Source organism: Geobacillus subterraneus (assembly GCF_001618685.1).
Taxonomy (GTDB): domain Bacteria; phylum Bacillota; class Bacilli; order Bacillales; family Anoxybacillaceae; genus Geobacillus; species Geobacillus subterraneus.
Genome location: NZ_CP014342.1, coordinates 3,039,902 through 3,058,697, shown reverse-complemented (window position 1 = coordinate 3,058,697; position 18,796 = coordinate 3,039,902). Strand labels below are relative to the sequence as shown.

At 51.0% G+C, this 18,796-nt stretch carries 20 protein-coding genes and 1 pseudogene; 13 read left to right on the top strand and 8 right to left on the bottom strand.

The features are described from left to right. Positions 1-201 precede the first annotated feature (201 nt). Entirely contained in the window at positions 202-1,080 is an 879-nt protein-coding gene (locus GS3922_RS14805) for an IS982 family transposase (RefSeq protein ID WP_063166960.1), read from the bottom strand. A 482-nt stretch (positions 1,081-1,562) separates the two neighbouring features. Here GS3922_RS14805 and GS3922_RS14800 point away from each other — a divergent pair, with 482 nt between their 5' ends. The 7 genes from GS3922_RS14800 (at position 1,563) to GS3922_RS14775 (ending at position 5,698) form a co-directional block, all read left to right on the top strand. Next, the gene (locus GS3922_RS14800) at positions 1,563-1,964 is read left to right on the top strand and encodes a winged helix-turn-helix domain-containing protein (RefSeq protein WP_225995679.1); all 402 of its coding nucleotides are present in this window, start codon (positions 1,563-1,565) and stop codon (positions 1,962-1,964) included. Further along, entirely contained in the window at positions 1,874-2,491 is a 618-nt protein-coding gene (locus GS3922_RS14795; RefSeq protein WP_143424859.1) for an IS630 family transposase, read from the top strand. The genes GS3922_RS14800 and GS3922_RS14795 overlap by 91 nt, the downstream gene beginning before the upstream one ends. Positions 2,492-2,893: 402 nt before the next feature. After that, positions 2,894-3,019 (top strand): hypothetical protein, encoded by a 126-nt coding sequence (locus GS3922_RS18380; protein WP_257722312.1) that lies wholly within the window; start codon positions 2,894-2,896, stop codon positions 3,017-3,019. Further along, entirely contained in the window at positions 3,019-3,432 is a 414-nt protein-coding gene (locus GS3922_RS14790) for a type II toxin-antitoxin system death-on-curing family toxin (protein WP_063166959.1), read from the top strand. The genes GS3922_RS18380 and GS3922_RS14790 overlap by 1 nt, the downstream gene beginning before the upstream one ends. A gap of 625 nt (positions 3,433-4,057) precedes the next feature. After that, positions 4,058-4,537 (top strand): DUF2975 domain-containing protein, encoded by a 480-nt coding sequence (locus GS3922_RS14785; RefSeq protein WP_082816583.1) that lies wholly within the window; start codon positions 4,058-4,060, stop codon positions 4,535-4,537. Between the two features lie 10 nt (positions 4,538-4,547). Further along, the gene (locus GS3922_RS14780; RefSeq protein ID WP_031406132.1) at positions 4,548-4,772 is read left to right on the top strand and encodes a helix-turn-helix domain-containing protein; all 225 of its coding nucleotides are present in this window, start codon (positions 4,548-4,550) and stop codon (positions 4,770-4,772) included. 17 nt (positions 4,773-4,789) lie between these two features. Then, on the top strand, positions 4,790-5,698 hold the full coding sequence (locus tag GS3922_RS14775) for a DUF817 domain-containing protein (protein ID WP_082816582.1): 909 nt from the start codon (positions 4,790-4,792) through the stop codon (positions 5,696-5,698). A 98-nt stretch (positions 5,699-5,796) separates the two neighbouring features. Here the strand turns inward: GS3922_RS14775 and GS3922_RS14770 are convergent, their stop codons facing one another. Both GS3922_RS14770 and GS3922_RS14765 read right to left on the bottom strand, forming a co-directional pair. Next, complete coding sequence (locus tag GS3922_RS14770; RefSeq protein WP_063166957.1) at positions 5,797-6,564, bottom strand: TatD family hydrolase; 768 nt, start codon at positions 6,562-6,564, stop codon at positions 5,797-5,799. 21 nt (positions 6,565-6,585) lie between these two features. Continuing rightward, on the bottom strand, positions 6,586-6,894 hold the full coding sequence (locus GS3922_RS14765; RefSeq protein ID WP_063166956.1) for a winged helix-turn-helix transcriptional regulator: 309 nt from the start codon (positions 6,892-6,894) through the stop codon (positions 6,586-6,588). 276 nt (positions 6,895-7,170) lie between these two features. Between GS3922_RS14765 and GS3922_RS14760 the strand changes: the two genes are divergently transcribed. The 3 genes and pseudogenes from GS3922_RS14760 to GS3922_RS14750 all read left to right on the top strand — a co-directional run. After that, a complete protein-coding gene (locus GS3922_RS14760; protein ID WP_063166955.1) occupies positions 7,171-8,028 on the top strand; it encodes a VOC family protein in 858 nt (285 codons plus the stop codon). A 62-nt stretch (positions 8,029-8,090) separates the two neighbouring features. After that, complete coding sequence (locus GS3922_RS14755) at positions 8,091-8,690, top strand: NADPH-dependent FMN reductase (protein ID WP_063166954.1); 600 nt, start codon at positions 8,091-8,093, stop codon at positions 8,688-8,690. 18 nt (positions 8,691-8,708) lie between these two features. Continuing rightward, a pseudogene (locus GS3922_RS14750) lies at positions 8,709-9,113 on the top strand (DoxX family protein); the annotation flags it as partial. 117 nt (positions 9,114-9,230) lie between these two features. Here the strand turns inward: GS3922_RS14750 and GS3922_RS14745 are convergent. Continuing rightward, positions 9,231-10,604 carry a sigma-54 interaction domain-containing protein gene (locus GS3922_RS14745; protein WP_063166953.1) on the bottom strand — a complete coding sequence of 458 codons (1,374 nt, stop codon included), beginning with the start codon at positions 10,602-10,604 and terminating at the stop codon, positions 9,231-9,233. Between the two features lie 367 nt (positions 10,605-10,971). Here GS3922_RS14745 and pruA point away from each other — a divergent pair, with 367 nt between their 5' ends. From pruA to GS3922_RS14730, 3 genes are all read left to right on the top strand, one after another. Next, complete coding sequence (gene pruA / locus GS3922_RS14740) at positions 10,972-12,519, top strand: L-glutamate gamma-semialdehyde dehydrogenase (RefSeq protein ID WP_063166952.1); 1,548 nt, start codon at positions 10,972-10,974, stop codon at positions 12,517-12,519. A 60-nt stretch (positions 12,520-12,579) separates the two neighbouring features. Continuing rightward, on the top strand, positions 12,580-13,797 hold the full coding sequence (locus tag GS3922_RS14735; protein ID WP_063166951.1) for an ornithine--oxo-acid transaminase: 1,218 nt from the start codon (positions 12,580-12,582) through the stop codon (positions 13,795-13,797). Between the two features lie 329 nt (positions 13,798-14,126). Further along, entirely contained in the window at positions 14,127-14,735 is a 609-nt protein-coding gene (locus GS3922_RS14730; RefSeq protein WP_063167427.1) for a DedA family protein, read from the top strand. Between the two features lie 196 nt (positions 14,736-14,931). Here GS3922_RS14730 and GS3922_RS14725 read toward each other — a convergent pair whose 3' ends face one another. The 4 genes from GS3922_RS14725 to GS3922_RS14710 form a co-directional block, all read right to left on the bottom strand. Then, the gene (locus GS3922_RS14725; RefSeq protein WP_063166950.1) at positions 14,932-15,921 is read right to left on the bottom strand and encodes a FecCD family ABC transporter permease; all 990 of its coding nucleotides are present in this window, start codon (positions 15,919-15,921) and stop codon (positions 14,932-14,934) included. Beyond that, positions 15,918-16,925 carry a FecCD family ABC transporter permease gene (locus GS3922_RS14720; protein ID WP_063166949.1) on the bottom strand — a complete coding sequence of 336 codons (1,008 nt, stop codon included), beginning with the start codon at positions 16,923-16,925 and terminating at the stop codon, positions 15,918-15,920. The genes GS3922_RS14725 and GS3922_RS14720 overlap by 4 nt, the downstream gene beginning before the upstream one ends. A 67-nt stretch (positions 16,926-16,992) precedes the next feature. Continuing rightward, entirely contained in the window at positions 16,993-17,919 is a 927-nt protein-coding gene (locus GS3922_RS14715; protein WP_063166948.1) for an iron-hydroxamate ABC transporter substrate-binding protein, read from the bottom strand. Then, positions 17,916-18,716 (bottom strand): ABC transporter ATP-binding protein, encoded by an 801-nt coding sequence (locus GS3922_RS14710; protein WP_063166947.1) that lies wholly within the window; start codon positions 18,714-18,716, stop codon positions 17,916-17,918. The genes GS3922_RS14715 and GS3922_RS14710 overlap by 4 nt, the downstream gene beginning before the upstream one ends. Between the last annotated feature and the right edge of the window lie 80 nt (positions 18,717-18,796).

Here is an 18,796-nt window from a genome sequence, read left to right as displayed (position 1 = left end):
GGAATCGAGAAAGGTACCTAAAGGTGCTTTTCTCGATTTTTTATTTGGAGCCAAAAGAGGAGAAATGGATCGTGAATGTTAGTTAATTGATCAAGCAAGGCTTCGAAAAGAGATAAATTAGAATCGAAACAAAAATTTTACATATAAGGGGAGTTATCAAGATGAAAAATATGGTGTAATATCCGTGGCGCTAGTTGGGCGTTAGAACTCAACTAGCCCGAGTGTGGCCAGCGAATAGGCTAACAATATGCCATCGAGCGCTACTTCAAATCCGATCACGGAATTCGCTCGAATCTCTGTGATCCGGTATTGGTCAACCAGACCCGAGAACACCGTCTCGATCACTTTGCGTTTTTGTTGGATCCACTTCTCCCATGCCCCGGACGGGCGATGTTTCTGGTTTTTTCGAGACGGAGTCCAAAGCGCCATTTGGTATTCTTCGTACAGCCTTTTTTGCCAGTCGCGGCTAATGAACCCTTTGTCCCCGAGGTGAAAGGGATGAGGGATTTGGATTATCACGCTTTCGACTGCGATTCGATCATGGCAGGAGGCTTCCGTCACCACATAGCCCATAGGCAACCCTTGATCGGTCACTTGAAGGTGCAGTTTCCATCCGTCGTACCATTGCTTTTTTGAAGCGCAATACCCGATGTCGGCGATTCCTTGAAACCGTTTGACACGATGCATTCTCGCAGCATGGCACAATGGAAGCGGCAAGCTATCGACCACGGCATAGGCATGATGTTGGCCGCGTTTTGCCAGCTCATGGCGGATCCATTTGATGGCAAAGCGCAGTGCCCGACAACGACGGTTGTATCGGGAACGTTCAAGAAACTGCCCGTTTGTGAACAAATTTCCGGTGACAAAGCGATGCCATGCCCGTTCGGAAGAAAAACCAAGCAGTTTCCCCAAAATGTGAATCGCTATGATCACGCTATCTTCTTGCTTTACCAAATGGCGGTTGCGGCGTTGAAGATGCGTCTGAATCAATGACAGTTGGGCGGAGACAAAAAAGAAAATGGCGGCATATTGCTTTTGAATCTTGGCCCGATCTGCAGTAAAATGAAAGTGCTCTTGCATGGGGATTCTCCTTTTCGAATGGTAGGTTGCACTTTCATTCTACAGGAGATCCGCCAGGCAAGGGCTATTTTTATGCTTGATCAAGTTTATCTAGCACCACGGGTATAGTATCATATTTTTCTTTTTGAAAGATGCTTATACGTACATATAAGGAGGGGTTTTTATGAAGCATATCCGAATGACGGTGGTCCTTACGTTGTTGTTATTGGTGTTAGTTGGCTGTGCCAAACCGAAAGTGGAGCAAACGGTAAAACTATATACATGCTCATTAAAAGATTAACCTTCGTATAACTGATGCCCACTCCGGTGATACTGCTCCTAAGGAAAAGCATGGGAAAGGAGCGGAATTCTGCACGAAACGTCTCAAAATCACCGACCATCACGGATGGACGCCCCGGAAACTCCGCAAGCAGGAACGGAAGATCAAAAACGCTCATCTCCGCCAACGCGTGATGGCCGTCCGCCTGGTCATGGAAGGATAGTTGGGCAAAGAGGTTGCTTCCATGGTCAATGTGTGCCGCCAAACCGTTTCCCATTATGTGTCGCTGTTTAACGAAGGCGGTCTTGAACTCCTGCTTCATCGGGATGTTGCCCCTGGGCGGGAGCCGTTTCTCACCGAAGAACAGCAGGAAGAGATCAAACACCTCGTGTTGACCACGACACCTGCGGAGCTGGGCTGGGACATCGCTTCGGCGTGGAATACGAAGATCCTTCAATCCTATGTGCACCACCGTTATGGCATCTCCATTTCCCGCGAAGCCTTGCGAAAACTCTTGCATCGAAAAGGGCTTTCTTGGACCCGGCCGACCTACACGTTGGCAAAAGGAGACCCGGACCGGCAAAAAAACTTCGAGAGACAAATGGATCTGATAAAAAAAACGTAATCGGTTCGGATTCCGTCCTGTTGTACATCGATGAAACGCATATCCGGTCGTATCATGTGCTGCGTACGACATGGTCGGAGGTTGGCCATCAAAAGCAAGTGCCGACGTTCGGCCATCATGCCCACGTATCGCTGTTTGGCGCGGTTCACGTCCATGATGGCGAAACGGTTCTTCATCCAGCAGGGGCGGCCAATGCGACAACGTTTTTGGATTTCCTGCGAGTTCTCAAAGAGCGTTACCCGGACCGACTCATCGTCTTGGTGCTGGATAACGCCCGAATTCATCATGCCAAAATGGTGAGAGAGTGTTTGCGGGAAGAAGGACAGTGTTTTCACTTCCTTTCCCTTCCTCCGTATTCTCCGCAACTGAATCCGATCGAACGCTTGTGGAAATGGCTGAAAGACACCGTCATCGCCAATGTGTTTCACAAAGATCGAAACGATATCGCCCAAGCCATTGCCCGGTTTGTGGACTACATTCATGAACGCCCCGAGGAAGTGCTGCAACGCCTGGGGTGTGCAGCGTAATCGAGAAGTTAACTTTTCATGGTGCATCTATATAGTTTCCTCCACACAGGAGACTGAATATTCAGTCTCCTGTGTGGAAAGGGAGAATCCCCTTATCTCATCTATTTACATTATTTGGTTAATTGTAACGTTCTTCAAACATTCGTTGAAGGCTTTCATGGGCTTCAGAAAATCCCCGCAACTTTCGCCCTGCCCATTTCTCATTAAAATCTTGGATGGTCAAATTGAAAGATGAAATGCATGAGATGGCCAAGTGGATGTTTACGAAGTATTGTGGTTTCTGAGATAATGATTGAAAAGCGTAGTGGTTGAACTTATAATTAAAAGTAATCATGGACATGCTATTACCGTATATTATTTCAGGGTGGTGATAGCATGTGCGACTGGAAGGAGGAAGAAGAAATGGCTATGTTGCAGAAAGAATTGGATGATAAGAAAAAGAACGTTGATACACATAAAATTAATGCCATTTTAAAAAGAGGAATTAAGCGCTACGATAAAGTGCTAGAAAAACTATCTAAAAACTAATGGTAGAAAAACTTCATCCTGAAGAGTTGCGCTACATCCACGATGAGATGGTGCGTCACTACGGCGGAATACCTGGAGAGAAAGACCCTGGTATGATTGAATATGTATGTCAGAAGCCGTTTGTGAACTTGTTTGGAAAAGAAATGTACCCTTCCTTATTTGAAAAGGCTGCTGTTTACATGATTGCCATAGCAACCGGACATTACTTTTTAGATGGCAATAAACGGACGGCGGTGATGGCAGCATATTCTTTCTTGATGAAAAATGGGTATGAGTTAATTGTTTCGGATGATGAACTATTTGAAATGTGTATCAAGGTTGCTAAAAAGGAAGTACGTGAGAAAGAATTGGCAAATTGGTTATCAAATCATTCATGTGTATCGAGTGGAGATTATCTAGATGATGAAGAGTAGCCGGTTGCTTACAAAATACGAAACTGGTTACTCTTTTTTGATTGCAAAAAATTAAATTTACCTCACATTTCACACCCTTCCAACAAAATTGGGGGGATTTTTGTGTCTAGTGTCAAATGAATATTTGCTCGTGGCAGCCGTTTTTCACCGGCCTTCTAAAGCCCTGAGGTAATATGTCAAGGTGAAAAATCATCGAAATGGGAAATTCGATTGTTGGATGATCGGGAAAAGGTAATACTTAGTCGATCACTCGTTCTGAACAACAATACGTCTTGCTGCACCCTTTGAAGAGGGGATGTGCTGCTTCCTTCTAAGGAGCTCATCGAAGCGTGCTTTCGCATTCATAATGATCAAAAAGGTGGATTCGGGGTATGAAGCGGCGAAATCCATATTCTGTTTTCGATCACATCTTTGGATAACGGTTTATTCTTTTGCGAGGACGGCGATGAAGAATAGCTGTTTTTTGCCGTCTCCATTTTTGCACCGAAGCATTCCTCCGCACAGGGGGGATGCTTTTTTATCGTGTTTAACAATAAGAATATCATTAAAATCAATAATTATTTATTGAAAAACGATAAATCAACGATTACAATAAAAGCAAAAACGAATCAGTGAGGTGCTTGTGGTGAAACGAGAAACGCTTTTTTTGAAGGTGGCCTTGGTGTTGATCGGCCTTCCGGTTCTGGCGTTGTGCTTGTTTTTGGTGCCGGCGCTTGCGAAGGTGGCGGTCAAGCTGGTGCCGGCGTTCCCTTGGATCAAGTATTTCGTTTATCTTGTGTTTGAGGCGTCCGCGCTGCCGTTTTATTTTGCGCTCTATCAGGCGTTTCGGCTGTTGACGTATATTGATCAAAACAGCGCGTTCTCTGAGCGGTCGGTCGAGGCGTTAAAGAAGATCAAATCTTGCGCTGTCGTCATCTGTGGGCTCCATCTGCTCGCTTTGCCGCTGTTTTATCTTTTTGCCGAAAAGGACGATGCTCCGGGGGTCATTTTCGTCGGGCTGCTGGTGCCGTTTGCGTCGCTCGTGATCGCTGTCTTTGCCGCGGTACTGCAAAAGCTGCTGCAACAAGCCGTTGACATCAAACAAGAAAACGAGTTGACGATTTGAGGTGAATGACATGCCGATCATCGTGAATCTTGATGTCATGTTGGCGAAGCGGAAGATGAGCGTCACGGAGCTGTCGGAGAAAGTGGGGATTACGATGGCGAATTTGTCAATCTTGAAAAACGGAAAAGCGAAGGCGATCCGCTTTTCGACGTTAGAAGCCATTTGCAAGGCACTCGACTGCCAGCCCGGGGACATTTTGGAGTACCGAAGCGATGAAGGGGAATCGCATTCGTAAGCGGGGGAGGGGACGGCTTGAAAGGGGAGAAATACGCGGCAGCGGCGGGGGAATGCCCGCCTTGCTGGCTGGTTGCGGTTCGGAGGTGTCTCTGTTCTGGAAAAGCGCGGCTCAGCAAAGCGTTTGTGCAGCTTGTTCGCTTCGGTTGGGCGCAGGCGTTGTCCTGCGTGTTTCCGGTCGTTATTTTTGCTTCATTGGCGCTGACGAAGCTCGTGCCGCTTCCTTTGTTGCCGCGGTATGACTGGCTGCTTGTCATTTGCCTTCTCATGCAATGGTGGATGGTGCGATCCGGGCTGGAAACGCGCGATGAGCTCAAAGTCATTACTGTCTTTCACTTGATTGGGCTTGCATTAGAGCTGTTTAAGGTGCATATGGGATCGTGGTCGTATCCGGAGGAAGGATATACGAAACTGTTTGGCGTGCCGCTGTACAGCGGCTTCATGTACGCGAGCGTCGCAAGCTATCTTTGTCAGGCGTGGAGACGGCTGAAGGTGGAGCTCGTGCGCTGGCCGCCGTTTGGGTTGGTCGTTCCGTTGGCGGCGGCGATTTACGTGAACTTTTTTACCCACCATTATTGGATCGATGTTCGCTGGTGGTTAGCAGGCCTTGTGATCCTCGTTTTTTGGCGCTCGTGGGTCGCGTATGAGGTCGGGGGAATTCGGTATCGGATGCCGCTTGTTCTGTCCTTTTTGCTGATCGGTTTTTTCATTTGGATCGCGGAAAACATCGCCACCTTTTTCGGGGCTTGGCAATATCCAAACCAAGCGAAGGCGTGGAGCCTCGTTCATGTCGGGAAAGTCAGCTCGTGGGTGTTGTTGGTCATTGTCAGTTTTCTCATCGTGGCGACATTAAAGCAAGTGAAAGGAAAATCTGCCGCTGACACCATCGCCAATGATGAACAACAGGCGCTGCGGACGGGACAATGAAAATGCGTTTCTAAACGCGTCAAGCCGAGCAGGGCTAAAGGGAACCATGCTCGGCTTTTTGATTGAGCAGGGATTTCCCTGGATTGTCCAACGGTTTGTCAGATGGCGGCGGCCGCACCGTAAAGCCGCTTCGTGTTCGCGGTGATGGCCGTTTTGACTTGGTCCATCTCCTGGCCATAGTGCGCCGCCACGGCGCGGGCGGAGTCAAACAGCAATAACGGCGTCGTCGGTTTTCCGTGAAACGGACCGGCAAACGGCCATGGGCCGTCCGTTTCGAGGAGCAGCTGTTCAAGCGGGATGAGGGACAATAGCTCTTTGTCGCGCTCGCGGTAGCATACCTCGGGAGTGACGGAAATGTAGTAGCCGCACTGGACGATGCGTTGTACGGTCTCTGGATTTGCCTTCAGCCAATGGAAATGGGCGTGCCGGACGCCAGCCTGCTGCACGATGGCCAAGGCGGTTTTGGCCCGGTCGTAGACGGCGTGAAGCACGAGCGGCAAAGAGGCATCGACGGCGATGGCAGCGATTTGTGCCAACAAGTCATGATAGGCAGGCAGTTTGGCGCACGCTTCAGCAGAATAGTACGGCAGCCCGACTTCGCCAATGGCCGACAAAAGCGGCCGTGCTTGCTTGATGAGTGACGTCCATTCATTCCAATCGGCCGCGTTGGGCAGCGGCTGTTCCGGATGAAAGCCGATGGCGGCGTAGACGAAAGACGGAAACCGTTGCTTGAGCTCCAGCGTTCGGTGACTTGAGCGCAAGTTGGTTGAGACGGCGACGACGCCGGTAATGCCTGCCTCTTGCCAACGTTCGATTTGTTCGCAGATGTTCATATATTGATCGAGATGAATATGGGCGTCGATCATGGTTGTAAATCCCTCCGCTGTTTAGGGGGCAAGCCACGTTTTTGACCATTTTTCAATTTCACGCATGACAGGTTCCAGCGCTCGCCCTTTCTCTGTTAACGAATACTCAATACGAACAGGCGTCTCCGGAAACACTTCCCGTTTGACAATCCCTTCATTTTCTAAATCTTTTAGCCTCTCTGATAAGACCCGGCCGCTTACGCCGATGGCTGATTCAATATGGCAAAAACGTTGCGGGCCGGCAAGCAGCTGGTAAATGATTAAGCCCGTCCACCGTTGGCTTAACAATCCCATGGCTTTTTCAAATCGAGGACAAAGTGTCTTATCCAATTCACTCATCTCCTTTACCTTCATTATAAACTGCTTTGTCTGCTGGTAAATCATCATAACGCTCGTCAATCTTGCGTCGAGTTGAACGTAGGGCGAAGGAACTGCGCCGATCGCAGCTTTCTGTTTTATGTATATTATAAATGAGTTTTTACAGATAAATGAATTACATTTACAAACAAATTTACTTGACTAACGTATGTATCGAATATATACTTACTTACATAAAGTAAGTTAATATTTATTTGTTATTTAAAAAGACGGCAAGGGGGTGATTTCGTGAATTTTCATCGCAAGCCTGCCACATTCGTTAGTCAAGTGAACATGAAGGTGGAAAATATCGAGCGTTCCATCGTGTTTTACGAACAGGTCATCGGGTTTCAAGTGTTAGGGCGGACTGATCGAACCGCTTCGTTGACCGCAGATGGCCAGACCGTTTTGTTGTTTATTGAACAGCCGGAAAACGTGATTCCGAAACGCGGCCGGACAACAGGGCTTTACCATTTTGCGATTTTGCTTCCGACGCGAGCCGATTTAGGGAGAGTGTTGAACCATTTGCTTCGTATCGGTTATCCGCTGCAAGGGGGCGCTGATCATTGGGTAAGTGAAGCCATTTATTTGGCGGATCCGGATGGAAACGGAATTGAACTATATGTTGATCGCCCGTTTTCAACATGGAGATGGGAAAAAGGAGAGGTAGCCATGTCGACGGAACCGTTGGATGTGGATCGCTTGATCGCTGCCGGGAAAGGAGAGGTTTGGCATGGCCTTCCGAAGGAGACATTGATCGGGCACATTCACTTGCACGTTTCTGAATTAAAACGAGCCGAACAATTTTACACAGAAGGATTGGGATTTGACGTCGTTAATCGATACGGGCGTCAGGCGCTGTTTCTTTCGACAGGAAAATACCACCACCATATTGGCTTGAATACATGGAATGGGGTCGGTGCCCCGATGTCGCCAGCCAATAGCGTAGGCCTTGACTCATTTACACTGATGCTGCCGGATGAAGAAACGAAAGAAAAGGTTGCTGTGCAGTTAATGAAGATCGGCGCCTCGGTTGTGGAAGAAAACGGCTCATTGGTGACAGCGGATCCTTCGGGAAATCGGATCGTGTTGCGAGTTTCACCATAGAGGTTTGGCGCATAGACGTATGGGCAACATTCATTATCAGGAAGGAAAAGGCGGTGCAAACCATGGGCTTTTTTGAAAAGTTGTTAAAAAAAGCGACCAAGGAGGAAGAAACGATGGCAAACGACACATTGCGTATCGGGATTATTTTAGGGAGTACTCGGCAAGGGCGTGTAAGCCCACAAGTCGGAAAATGGGTGAAAGAGCTTGCTGATCAACGCGGAGATGCGCATTATGAGATCGTTGATATTGCTGATTTTAACTTGCCGTTTTTCGGAACGACAGATGGAACGGAGCCGGGCATCGCTGCTTGGAATGAGAAACTGGCTAGCCTTGACGGATTCGTATTTATCGTCCAAGAATACAATCATAGCATCACCGGGGCGTTAAAAAATGCGCTTGATTGGGCTCGTGAAGCTTGGAACAACAAGGCAGCAGGAATTGTCAGTTACGGTTCGACCGGCGGGGCTCGCGCCGCTGAACATTTGCGTGGAATTTGCGGCGAGCTAAAAATCGCTGATGTCCGTACACATCCGACATTGTCGTTATTTACCGATTTCGAGAATGGAACCGTGTTTAAGCCACAGGCATTTCATGTGGAACAAGTCAACGCGATGCTTGATGAGCTTTTATTATGGAGTCGGGCGTTAAAAGCGGTGCGATAAAAGGAAGGAGAACGAATGATGGTGCAAAAATATGAATGGGCGTTGTTGATTTTGCGGATGGTTTTAGGATTAACGTTCTTGATTCACGGCATCGCCAAATTCCAAATGGGGCTTGGCAACGTAGCCGGTTGGTTTGAAAGCATCGGTGTTGTCGGAGTCCTCGGTTATATTGTCGCCTTCATTGAATTGACTGGGGGCGCGGCCTTAATCTTAGGATTGGGAACAAGAATGATTTCGGCGCTGCTTGCTTTCGTAATGCTTGGGGCGATCTTTACCGTCAAGCTGCCAGCTGGTTTCATGGGCAATGGACAAACCGCAGGGTATGAATTGGATGTCGCCTTATTGTCCATAGCAATTGCCCTTTGTCTAAGCGGCAGCCGGCTATTCGCCTTGGACAATAAATGGTTTGGATCGCCAAAGAACGAATCAGACGAGATGCTTCTGTCTTTTCAACGTGAAGCACACGTTGCGGGAAAGATCAAAATCATTCCGCACGTGTGCTTTTTTTGCCCGACGGCTGTTTTTTCGCCGTCTTGCTGTTTAGCTCCATTCCTTATCAATCCGATATTTGCGGATGCGGTATTGCAAGTTTTGCCGGCTTAAGCCGAGCGCTTTGGCCGTTTTCGTAATGTTGAAGCCGTGATGTTGCAGCGCCTTGCGGATGTAGTAAATTTCCACTTCCTCCATATACTTTTCGAGCGGCAGAATGTCTTCAGTATCAAACAAAAAGTCCGTTCTCGGCGCGTCGGGCGTGAGTTTTGTGCGGAAAGAAGCTGGGAGATGGTCGAATGTGATCGTTTCCCCGCCATCCATCATTTCCAACGTTTCATTGATCACCGTTTCCAGTTCGCGCACATTGCCGGGCCAGTCGTAGGCAAGAAACGCCTCCTCCACGTCGTCATCGAGCTGTTGCACGTTCAAGCCGTAGCGCTCATTGCCTTGGCCGATGAAATGGGCAGCCAGCGGCAAAATGTCTTCCTTCCGTTCGCGCAGCGGCGGCAGGACGATGCAATGAACAGCCAGTTGGTAATAGAGCGGTTTAAACAGCTGTCCCGCCTGCACAGCGTCGATCGGATCACCGCTTGTTGAGGCGATTAGGCGGACGTCGGCCTGAACCGGATCCCGGCCGTGAACACGGAAAAATTGCTTGTCTTGCAGAAAGCGATATAGCTTTTTTTGCAGCGGGAGGCTTAATGCGTCGATGTCATTGAGCAGCACCGTGCCGCCATCGGCTTGTTCGAACAGCCCAGGCTGAATATCACCTTGTTCTTCGTTGCCAAACAGCGTCACTTCCATCCATTCATCAGGGAGCGCCAAACACGTTTGCGCTAAAAACGGTTTGGCCCGCCGTCCGCTGTCGTGGTGGATGCCTGTAGCAAACAGCTCTTTGCCGGTTCCTTTTTCTCCGATGAGAAATACAGGCGCATCGGAGCGGGCAGCATGTTTGGCGAGCCGGATCGCCGTCTGCATTGATGCGCTATGGCCGACAATATGCGTGAACGTGTGGGCGGTTTCCCCGCGGTGCCGCTGTTCTTGAAGGAGCTTGCGGAATTTGGTGACGTCTTTGGCGATTTCCACCGCCCCGATGATGTTTCCGTCTTTTCGCAGCGGATGCGTCTGGTTGATCGTTGTCACGGCCTGTCCTTTATTGTTAAAATACGTCTGCTGTTGATTGACGGTGCTTTCTCCGGTTTGCAGCGTCTGAAGCAGCGTGCTCGGCTGTTTCGGGTCAAAGCGGAAGACGTCTAAAATATTTTTATCGAGCACATCCTCGATGTCCATGCCCTCGATGTCGCGCATTTTCCGGTTGTAAATGATCGTTTTGCCTTGTTTGTCGACGGCGTGAATGCCGAGGTCGATCATCTCGATAATTTGTTCATAGATCGATAATAGCGCTTCCACGTCGCGATTCACATAGGGCACCCCTCTTTTTTAGGAATTATTATACCACACGCTTCGCTCCTGTACAGAAAATAAAGCAAATTTTTTTTGCACCCTTCCTTTGCGTAAAAAAGGAGGGTGCTATGGAGGATGCAAAGGCTGCATCCGGTCTTGAGTAAAGGGGAAGGATGGATTCAATCGAACGAATGGATCGGTTGATTTCCAGGAGGAGTCTAGGGCCAATCAGAAGGTGTAAAGGCGAAAGAAACGGGGATAATAGGAAAAGGACAATGGTTGACAAAAAGAAAAAGTTGAAATACGCCATAAAATTTTGCATAATATAACTATGGAAGCGTTTCATTGTGGAAATTTTTTTTGCCTAATAAGGGGGATGACATGGATGGTGCAGCCGTATAAACATGAACCGTTCACTGATTTTACTGTGGAAGCGAACCGCCAAGCGTTTTTGGCGGCGCTCGAAAAGGTCGAAGCCGAGCTTGGACGCGACTATCCGCTCATTATCGGCGGCGAGCGCATCATGACCGAGGACAAAATCACGTCGATCAACCCGGCGGACAAGGCAGAAGTGATCGGCCGGGTGGCGAAAGCGAATCAAGAGCTCGCCGAACGGGCGATGAAGGCCGCCGATGAAGCGTTCCGCACGTGGAGCCGAACGAGCCCGGAAGCGCGGGCGGATATTTTGTTCCGGGCGGCGGCGATTGTGCGCCGGCGCAAGCATGAATTTTCCGCTTGGCTCGTGAAAGAAGCAGGGAAGCCGTGGCGCGAGGCGGATGCCGATACAGCGGAAGCGATCGACTTTATGGAGTATTACGGGCGGCAAATGTTGAAGTTGAAAGACGGCATTCCGGTGGAAAGCCGTCCAGGGGAAACGAACCGCTTTTTCTATATTCCGCTTGGCGTCGGCGTCGTCATTTCACCGTGGAACTTCCCGTTTGCCATTATGGCGGGGACAACGGTTGCTTCGCTTGTGACGGGCAATACGGTACTGTTAAAGCCAGCGAGCGCGACGCCGGTCGTGGCGTACAAGTTTGCGGAAGTGCTCGAAGAAGCCGGGCTTCCGGCCGGGGTGCTGAATTACATCCCGGGCAGCGGCGCGGAAGTCGGCGACTATTTGGTTGATCATCCGCGCACGCGGTTTATCAGCTTCACCGGCTCGCGCGATGTCGGCATCCGCATTTATGAGCGCGCGGCGAAAGTGCAGCCGGGACAAATTTGGCTGAAGCGCGTCATCGCGGAAATGGGCGGCAAAGACGCCATCGTCGTTGACAAAGAAGCCGATCTGGAATTGGCGGCGCAATCGATCGTCGCCTCGGCGTTTGGCTTCTCTGGTCAAAAATGCTCGGCGTGCTCGCGCGCGATCATCGTCGAAGATGTGTATGATCAAGTGCTCAGCCGCGTCGTCGAGCTGACAAAACAGCTCAACGTCGGCGACCCGGCGGAACAGGCGACGTTTATGGGACCGGTGATTGACCAAAACGCGTACAACAAAATTATGGAATATATCGAAATCGGAAAACAGGAAGGCCGTCTCATGACCGGCGGGGAAGGAGACGATGCAAAAGGCTTCTTCATCCAGCCGACGGTGTTTGCCGATGTCGATCCGAATGCGCGCATCATGCAAGAGGAAATTTTTGGGCCAGTGGTCGCGTTCGCCAAAGCGCGCGATTTTGACCATGCGCTCGAGATCGCGAACAACACAGAATATGGCCTGACAGGCGCTGTCATTTCGCGCAACCGGGCAAATCTCGAAAAAGCGCGGCAGGAGTTCCATGTCGGCAACTTGTACTTCAACCGCGGCTGCACGGGAGCGATCGTCGGCTATCAGCCGTTTGGCGGCTTCAACATGTCAGGGACGGATTCGAAAGCCGGCGGTCCGGATTACTTAATCCTCCATATGCAAGCGAAAACGGTGTCGGAAATGTTTTAATGCCGGGGCGGCCGCGGCCGCCCTTTTCCTATCGGGGGAGAAACAGAAAGGGGGATTGTGATGACGACAAAGTCCGAACAGCTCATTGCGAAGACGGAACAATACGGGGCGCGCAACTACCATCCGCTGCCGATCGTCATCTCGGAAGCGGAAGGAGTATGGGTGAAAGACCCGGAAGGCAACCGCTATATGGATATGTTAAGCGCTTATTCGGCGGTGAACCAAGGTCATCGTCATCCGAAAATTATTGCGGCGCTGAAAAAGCAGGCGGATCGCGTCACCCTCACGTCGCGCGCGTTCCATAACGACCAGCTCGGTCCGTGGTACGAGAAAGTATGCCGATTGACAAAAAAAGAAATGGCGCTGCCGATGAACACGGGCGCCGAAGCGGTGGAAACGGCGCTCAAAGCGGCGCGCCGCTGGGCGTATGACGTCAAAGGCGTCCCGGACAACCAAGCCGAAATCATCGTTTGTGAAGGAAACTTTCACGGCCGGACGCTTGCCGCCGTGTCGCTGTCGTCCGAACCGGCTTATAAACGCGGGTTTGGGCCGCTGTTGACGGGCGTGAAAATCATCCCGTACGGCGATATCGAAGCGCTGAAAGCCGCGATCACGCCGAATACAGCGGCATTTCTTGTTGAGCCGATCCAAGGCGAAGCGGGCATCCGCATCCCGCCGCAAGGATTTTTAAAAGCGGCGTATGACGTATGCAAAGCGAACAACGTCCTGTTCATCGCGGACGAAATTCAAACCGGACTCGGCCGGACCGGGAAGCTGTTTGCCTGCGACTGGGAAGGCGTCGTGCCCGATATGTATATTTTAGGAAAAGCGTTGGGCGGAGGGGTGTTCCCGATCTCGTGCGTCGTCGCCAACCGCGATATTTTGTCGGTTTTTGAGCCCGGTTCGCACGGCTCGACGTTTGGTGGCAACCCGCTCGCTTGCGCGGTGTCGATCGCGGCGCTCGAAGTGATTGAAGAAGAGCGTCTAACGGAGCGTTCGCTTGAACTTGGCGAATACTTCCTTTCGAAACTAAAACAAATTCAAAACGACGATATAAAAGAAATTCGCGGGCGCGGCTTGTTTATCGGCGTTGAGCTGCATGGCCCCGCGCGCCCGTACTGTGAGGCGCTGAAAGAGCAAGGCTTGCTTTGCAAGGAAACACACGAGACGGTCATTCGCTTTGCACCGCCGCTCATCATTACAAAAGAAGAATTGGATTGGGCGTTTGAACGGATTGTGAATGTCTTGTCTCGGCCGGCTGCCAGTCCAAAACAGTGAGAATCGAAAAGAAACCGTTGACGCGTATATGCTGTGAAGCGAAGAAGGAGCTGACCCAAAAGTCCGCCAAAAAGCGGGCTGTTGGAGTCAGCTCTCTTCATGTTGTACATCCTTTGTTAAACGGAAGGGGGATTCCGCTTCTATTCGCTCCCTGATTGATGCCACTAGGACGATTGTTTGTCCCTAGCGGCTTTTTTAGGAACCCGTCTTTCGCTCTGTTTTTTGCTTTGCGGCGGCCGCTGATTTTCTGCTAAGATAGGGAAAGGATGGTGCGGATGGAGCATACCCATCATACAGAGACGAAGAGCGAGTGAATGGAGGAAGGAACCGTGCAGGCATGGATCACTGATTTTATGGAGCAATTTGGCTATATCGGCATTTTTTTTATGATCGCACTGGAAAATATCTTTCCGCCGATTCCATCGGAAGTCATTTTGCCGTTTGGCGGGTTTATGACGACATATACCACCTTGACGGTTCCCGGCGTCATTGCGGCAGCGACAGCGGGTTCGGTTGTCGGGGCATTGGTGCTGTACGGCATCGGCCGGCTGTTGTCGGTCGAGCGGCTCGAGCGGATCGTTGACCGTTGGGGCGGATGGTTGCAGGTGAAGCCGGAAGACATCGATAAGGCGAACCGGACGTTTCAGCGTTACGGAGTGTGGGCGGTATTCGTTGGCCGTATGATTCCGCTCGTGCGCAGTTTGATTTCGATTCCCGCCGGCATGGCGAAGATGAATATTTGGTTGTTTTTCTGGCTGTCGGTGTTGGGAACGCTCATTTGGAATACGATTTTAATCTCGATCGGGGCGGCGCTCGGTGAGTCGTGGGGGAAAGTATCCGAAGTGATAGGGATGTACGCCGAAGTGGTGTATATCATTATTGCTGCGATCATTTTGATTGGAGCTGTCCGCGTTTGGAAGCGGCGCCGGGCTTCTTAATTCCGGCCTCTTTAGGGGATTGTTTTGCCAAAAAGGGCTGCGCCCAAGGCTGTTTTTTCGTCTTGGAGGCAGCCCTTTTCCCCATCGCAAATGGAAAACCTCCCGCTTCCACGTGAAACGGGAGTAGAGATGAAGATGAAGGCAGTTGAACGAGCTTAACCGTCATCCTTGATCCGTCTCATGGCCATCAAAAGGTTCAACGCTTCAATAACAAATAAATGAAGTATGGTGCACCGAGGAATGACACAACAACTCCTGCCGGAAGCGGTTCGGCGAGAACGTTGCGCCCGATCGTGTCAGCGGCAAGCAGCAGCCAGCCGCCGATGAGCATCGCTGCCGGAATGGCCCGCTCATGGCGCGGACCGATGATCATTTTGGCGATGTGCGGCGCCATTAAGCCGATAAAGGAAATGCCCCCGGTTACAGCGACGGCCGCTGCAGCGACGGCGACCGCCGTTGCCATCAGTACGAGCCGCTCGCGGCGAACATGGACGCCGACACCGATGGCGACCGGATCGCCTAAATGCAAAAGGTTTAACCGTTTCGCCCGGTACAGACCGATCAATGCACCGATGACAAGCCACGGCAGCATCGCCCAAATAAACGGCCAATCATCGCCCCAAATGTTTCCGGAAAGCCATCTGGCGATAAAGTCGACTTTCATTCGATCCGCGGCGGAAATGAGGACGATCATGAGTCCAGAGAGCGCCATTGAAAACCCGACCCCAGTAAGAATGAACGATACCGGCTGCAGCCCGGTTGTTTGATTGTAGGAAACGGCGTAAATGGCCGCTGCCGTCAACAGCGCTCCGACGAAGGCGACGAGCGGCAGAGCGTAAAGAAACGTCCCGGCTTCAATCGGGAAAAATAAAAAGAATAAAGCGACGCCTGCGCCGGCACCGGCGTTGATGCCCAATATGCCTGGGTCGGCGAGTTCATTTCGGGTGATACCTTGCAGCATCGCTCCCGATAGGGCGAGCGCCATCCCGGCGAGCAACGTAATCACGATACGCGGCAGGCGGAGAGAAAACAAAATAAACGCTTCTTGCATCGAACCGTAGCCGAACAGTGTCGGCACGATGCGTCCGTACGAGAGCGGCGCTTCGCCGGTGCCCAACGCGATGGCGGCTGTTGCGGCAATAAGCAACAAAAGCACACCTAACACTGCTGTGATGCGCATTCTCATTCAAAGCCCCTCCCTTTTTTCCGCACGACAAACAGGAAAAACGGCAAGCCGATCACCGCAACGATGGCTGCCACTGGCGTTTCAAACGGGGCATTGACCGTGCGGGCCGCCGTATCAGCGACGATCATGCCGGTCGCGCCGACCGTGGCCGACAGCGGGATGGTGAATCGGTAATCGGCGCCGGCGATTGCGCGCACAAGATGAGGGATCATCAAGCCGATGAAGGTGATGTTGCCGGCGATGGCGACCGACGCTCCTGTTAATAAAAACACAGCGAAAAACAGCCACGTTTTGACGGCTGTTGTTTTTTGTCCGACGCCGACGGCGACGTCTTCGCTCAAGCTAAGAATCGTCAGCTGCCGCGAATACCATGCGGCAATGGCGAGCCCGATCACGATGAGCGGAATGATGACTGACAGCTGTTTCCACGACGTCCCGGCTACCCCGCCCGATGTCCACATCGAAACGTCTTTGGAAATATGAAAATAAAGGCCGACCCCTTCAGCGACGGCAAACAAAAGCGCTGAGACCGCCGAGCCGGCTAAGACGATGCGCAATGGCGAAAAGCCCCCTTTGCGGGCGGCGCCGATGCCAAAGACCATCCCTGCTCCCAGAGCCGCCCCAAGCAAACAGGCGACCGTGATGATGAGATAATGGGCGGAAGGAAAAAAGGCCATCGTTATGGCCAACGCTGCGTTCGCTCCAGCGGTTAGGCCAAGCAGTCCCGGGTCAGCGAGCGGGTTGCGTGTCATTCCTTGCATGATCGCCCCAGCGACGGCGAGTCCGGCACCGACAAAGGCCGCCGCCGTTTCCCGCGGCAAACGGAGCTCGCGAATCAAGTCCAGTTGTTTACCTTGTTCATCGGAAAAGAGCGCGCGCCATACGTCACTCCATGTCGTATCAGCGACGCCGATGGCCATAGATCCGAACCAAATGGCCATCAGCAGGATAAGAGAGAAGAGAAACGTATAACGAAACGGCCATAGCCGGCGGTTTGCTTCCATCGGCGGTTTCCTCCTTTTCACAAGAAAGGACGGGACATTCACTGCCCGTGAACGCCCCGTCTCGTCATTATTGGCCTAAAAAATGCTTTTTAAAGAAATCGAGCTGGTAGTCTAACGTAATCGGGTCATTGAAATAAAACGCCTTGGCATCAGCGACGAACATACGGCCGTTTTTAACAGCAGGGATGTTTTTAAACGTGTTCGTTTCCATAAACGATGTATCGCCGTCGCTGTTTTTGCTTAAGATGAGGTAATCGCCGACAAACTGCGGCAGCGCTTCAAGGGAAACGGCGTAATAGCCCGGTTTGAGCGCCTGCTCTTCGACCGCTTTTGGCATTTTCAGCTTCATTTCTTGATACAAAATTTCCGTGCCGCGCGCCCAATTGTTGCCGAACACATACAGCTGCTTATCAAAGTTTTCGGCTACGGTGACCGTTGCGTTTTCGCCGATTTTCGCCCGGATGTCTTCCCCGGCTTGTTGTGCCCGTTGTTTGAAGTCGTCAATCCATGCTTTCGCTTCTTTTTCTTTATTTAACAGTTTACCGATTTCTAGAAACTGAGTTAAATAATCGACCTTTCCGTATGTAAACGTGACGGTCGGGGCGATTTTGCTTAATTTATCGACGTTTTTCGTATTGGATAATCCGATAATTAAGTCCGGTTTTAACGCCATAATTTTTTCAATGTCTTCGTCTGTCACGACTTCCGCGTCTTTCAGTTTTTCTTCAAAGAGCGGATTCATTTTCGACCAAGAATCCACGCCGACGACTGGCACGTCTAAGGTCAGAACATGGCCGGCAAACGTCGATAAGACGACGACGCGTTTTGGATCAGCTGGTACTTCCACCGGTCCGTTTTCCGACTGGTACGTCACCGTTTCCGGTTTTTTGTTCTCTGGTGAAGCGCTGTTGTTCTTGTTGTCGTCCGCTGTGTTGCCGCAGGCGCTTAACAGGAGCGTAAAAAGAAGCAACAAGGAAAGCCACGTTTTTCTCATGATGAATAAACTCCTTTCAGCAAATGATACGTAAAACAAACTGGTTTGTTCGTCCGCGGGTCGCGGCCGATGTCAGCATCAATGCCAAACACGTCGCGAAGCACTTCACGGCAAATGACGTCTTCGCTCGGCCCGGCTTTGACGATCGTGCCCGCCTTCATGGCGATCACATAGTCGGAAAACCGCGCCGCTTGGTTAATGTCATGGAGCACCATCACAATTGTCCGCCCTTCTTCTTTGTTCAGCCGTTCAAGCAGCTCGAGCACCTCGAGTTGATGGGCGATGTCCAAATACGTCGTTGGTTCGTCCAAAAAGATGATGTCCGTCTCTTGAGCGAGCGCCATGGCGATCCAAACGCGCTGCCGCTGTCCACCGGAGAGGGCGTCAACGGGCCGGTGTTTCAAATCGGCTGTTTTCGTCACGTCAAGCGCCCAGTCGATCGCTTCGTAATCTTTTTTTGTTAAACGGCCAAATCCTCTTTGATAAGGAAAGCGGCCGTACGACACGAGCTCAGCGACCGTCAGTCCGCCTGTTGCTTCTGGCGTCTGCGGCAAAATAGCCATTTTTTTCGCCAGCTCTTTCGTCGGTTGCTGGGAAATGGCTTGGCCGTCTAAAATGACCGCGCCCGATTGTGGGGAAATGATGCGCGTCAACGTCTTGAGCAGCGTCGACTTGCCGCACCCGTTTGGCCCGATAATGGCAGTGATTTGCCGATCGGGAATGCGGACGGACAATCGTTCAAAAATCGTCCGGTCATCGTAGCGGACGGTCAACTCCTCGGCGTATAGGCGGACCATGAGGCCACCTCCTTTTGGACTAAGAAAATGAAAATCACTATCATTAACAATCTTTATTATAACGAAATTCTTAAAAAAGA

What these genes read in the sequence shown, in the direction of transcription:
- GS3922_RS14755 (WP_063166954.1), top strand. Translation starts at nt 8,091, where the DNA reads ATGGGCTTTTTTGAAAAGTTGTTAAAAAAAGCGACCAAGGAGGAAGAA.
- GS3922_RS14770 (WP_063166957.1), bottom strand. Translation starts at nt 6,564, where the DNA reads ATGATCGACGCCCATATTCATCTCGATCAATATATGAACATCTGCGAA.
- pruA (WP_063166952.1), top strand. Translation starts at nt 10,972, where the DNA reads ATGGTGCAGCCGTATAAACATGAACCGTTCACTGATTTTACTGTGGAA.
- GS3922_RS14725 (WP_063166950.1), bottom strand. Translation starts at nt 15,921, where the DNA reads ATGAGAATGCGCATCACAGCAGTGTTAGGTGTGCTTTTGTTGCTTATT.
- GS3922_RS14735 (WP_063166951.1), top strand. Translation starts at nt 12,580, where the DNA reads ATGACGACAAAGTCCGAACAGCTCATTGCGAAGACGGAACAATACGGG.
- GS3922_RS14715 (WP_063166948.1), bottom strand. Translation starts at nt 17,919, where the DNA reads ATGAGAAAAACGTGGCTTTCCTTGTTGCTTCTTTTTACGCTCCTGTTA.
- GS3922_RS18380 (WP_257722312.1), top strand. Translation starts at nt 2,894, where the DNA reads ATGGCTATGTTGCAGAAAGAATTGGATGATAAGAAAAAGAACGTTGAT.
- GS3922_RS14780 (WP_031406132.1), top strand. Translation starts at nt 4,548, where the DNA reads ATGCCGATCATCGTGAATCTTGATGTCATGTTGGCGAAGCGGAAGATG.
- GS3922_RS14790 (WP_063166959.1), top strand. Translation starts at nt 3,019, where the DNA reads ATGGTAGAAAAACTTCATCCTGAAGAGTTGCGCTACATCCACGATGAG.
- GS3922_RS14805 (WP_063166960.1), bottom strand. Translation starts at nt 1,080, where the DNA reads ATGCAAGAGCACTTTCATTTTACTGCAGATCGGGCCAAGATTCAAAAG.
- GS3922_RS14720 (WP_063166949.1), bottom strand. Translation starts at nt 16,925, where the DNA reads ATGGAAGCAAACCGCCGGCTATGGCCGTTTCGTTATACGTTTCTCTTC.
- GS3922_RS14710 (WP_063166947.1), bottom strand. Translation starts at nt 18,716, where the DNA reads ATGGTCCGCCTATACGCCGAGGAGTTGACCGTCCGCTACGATGACCGG.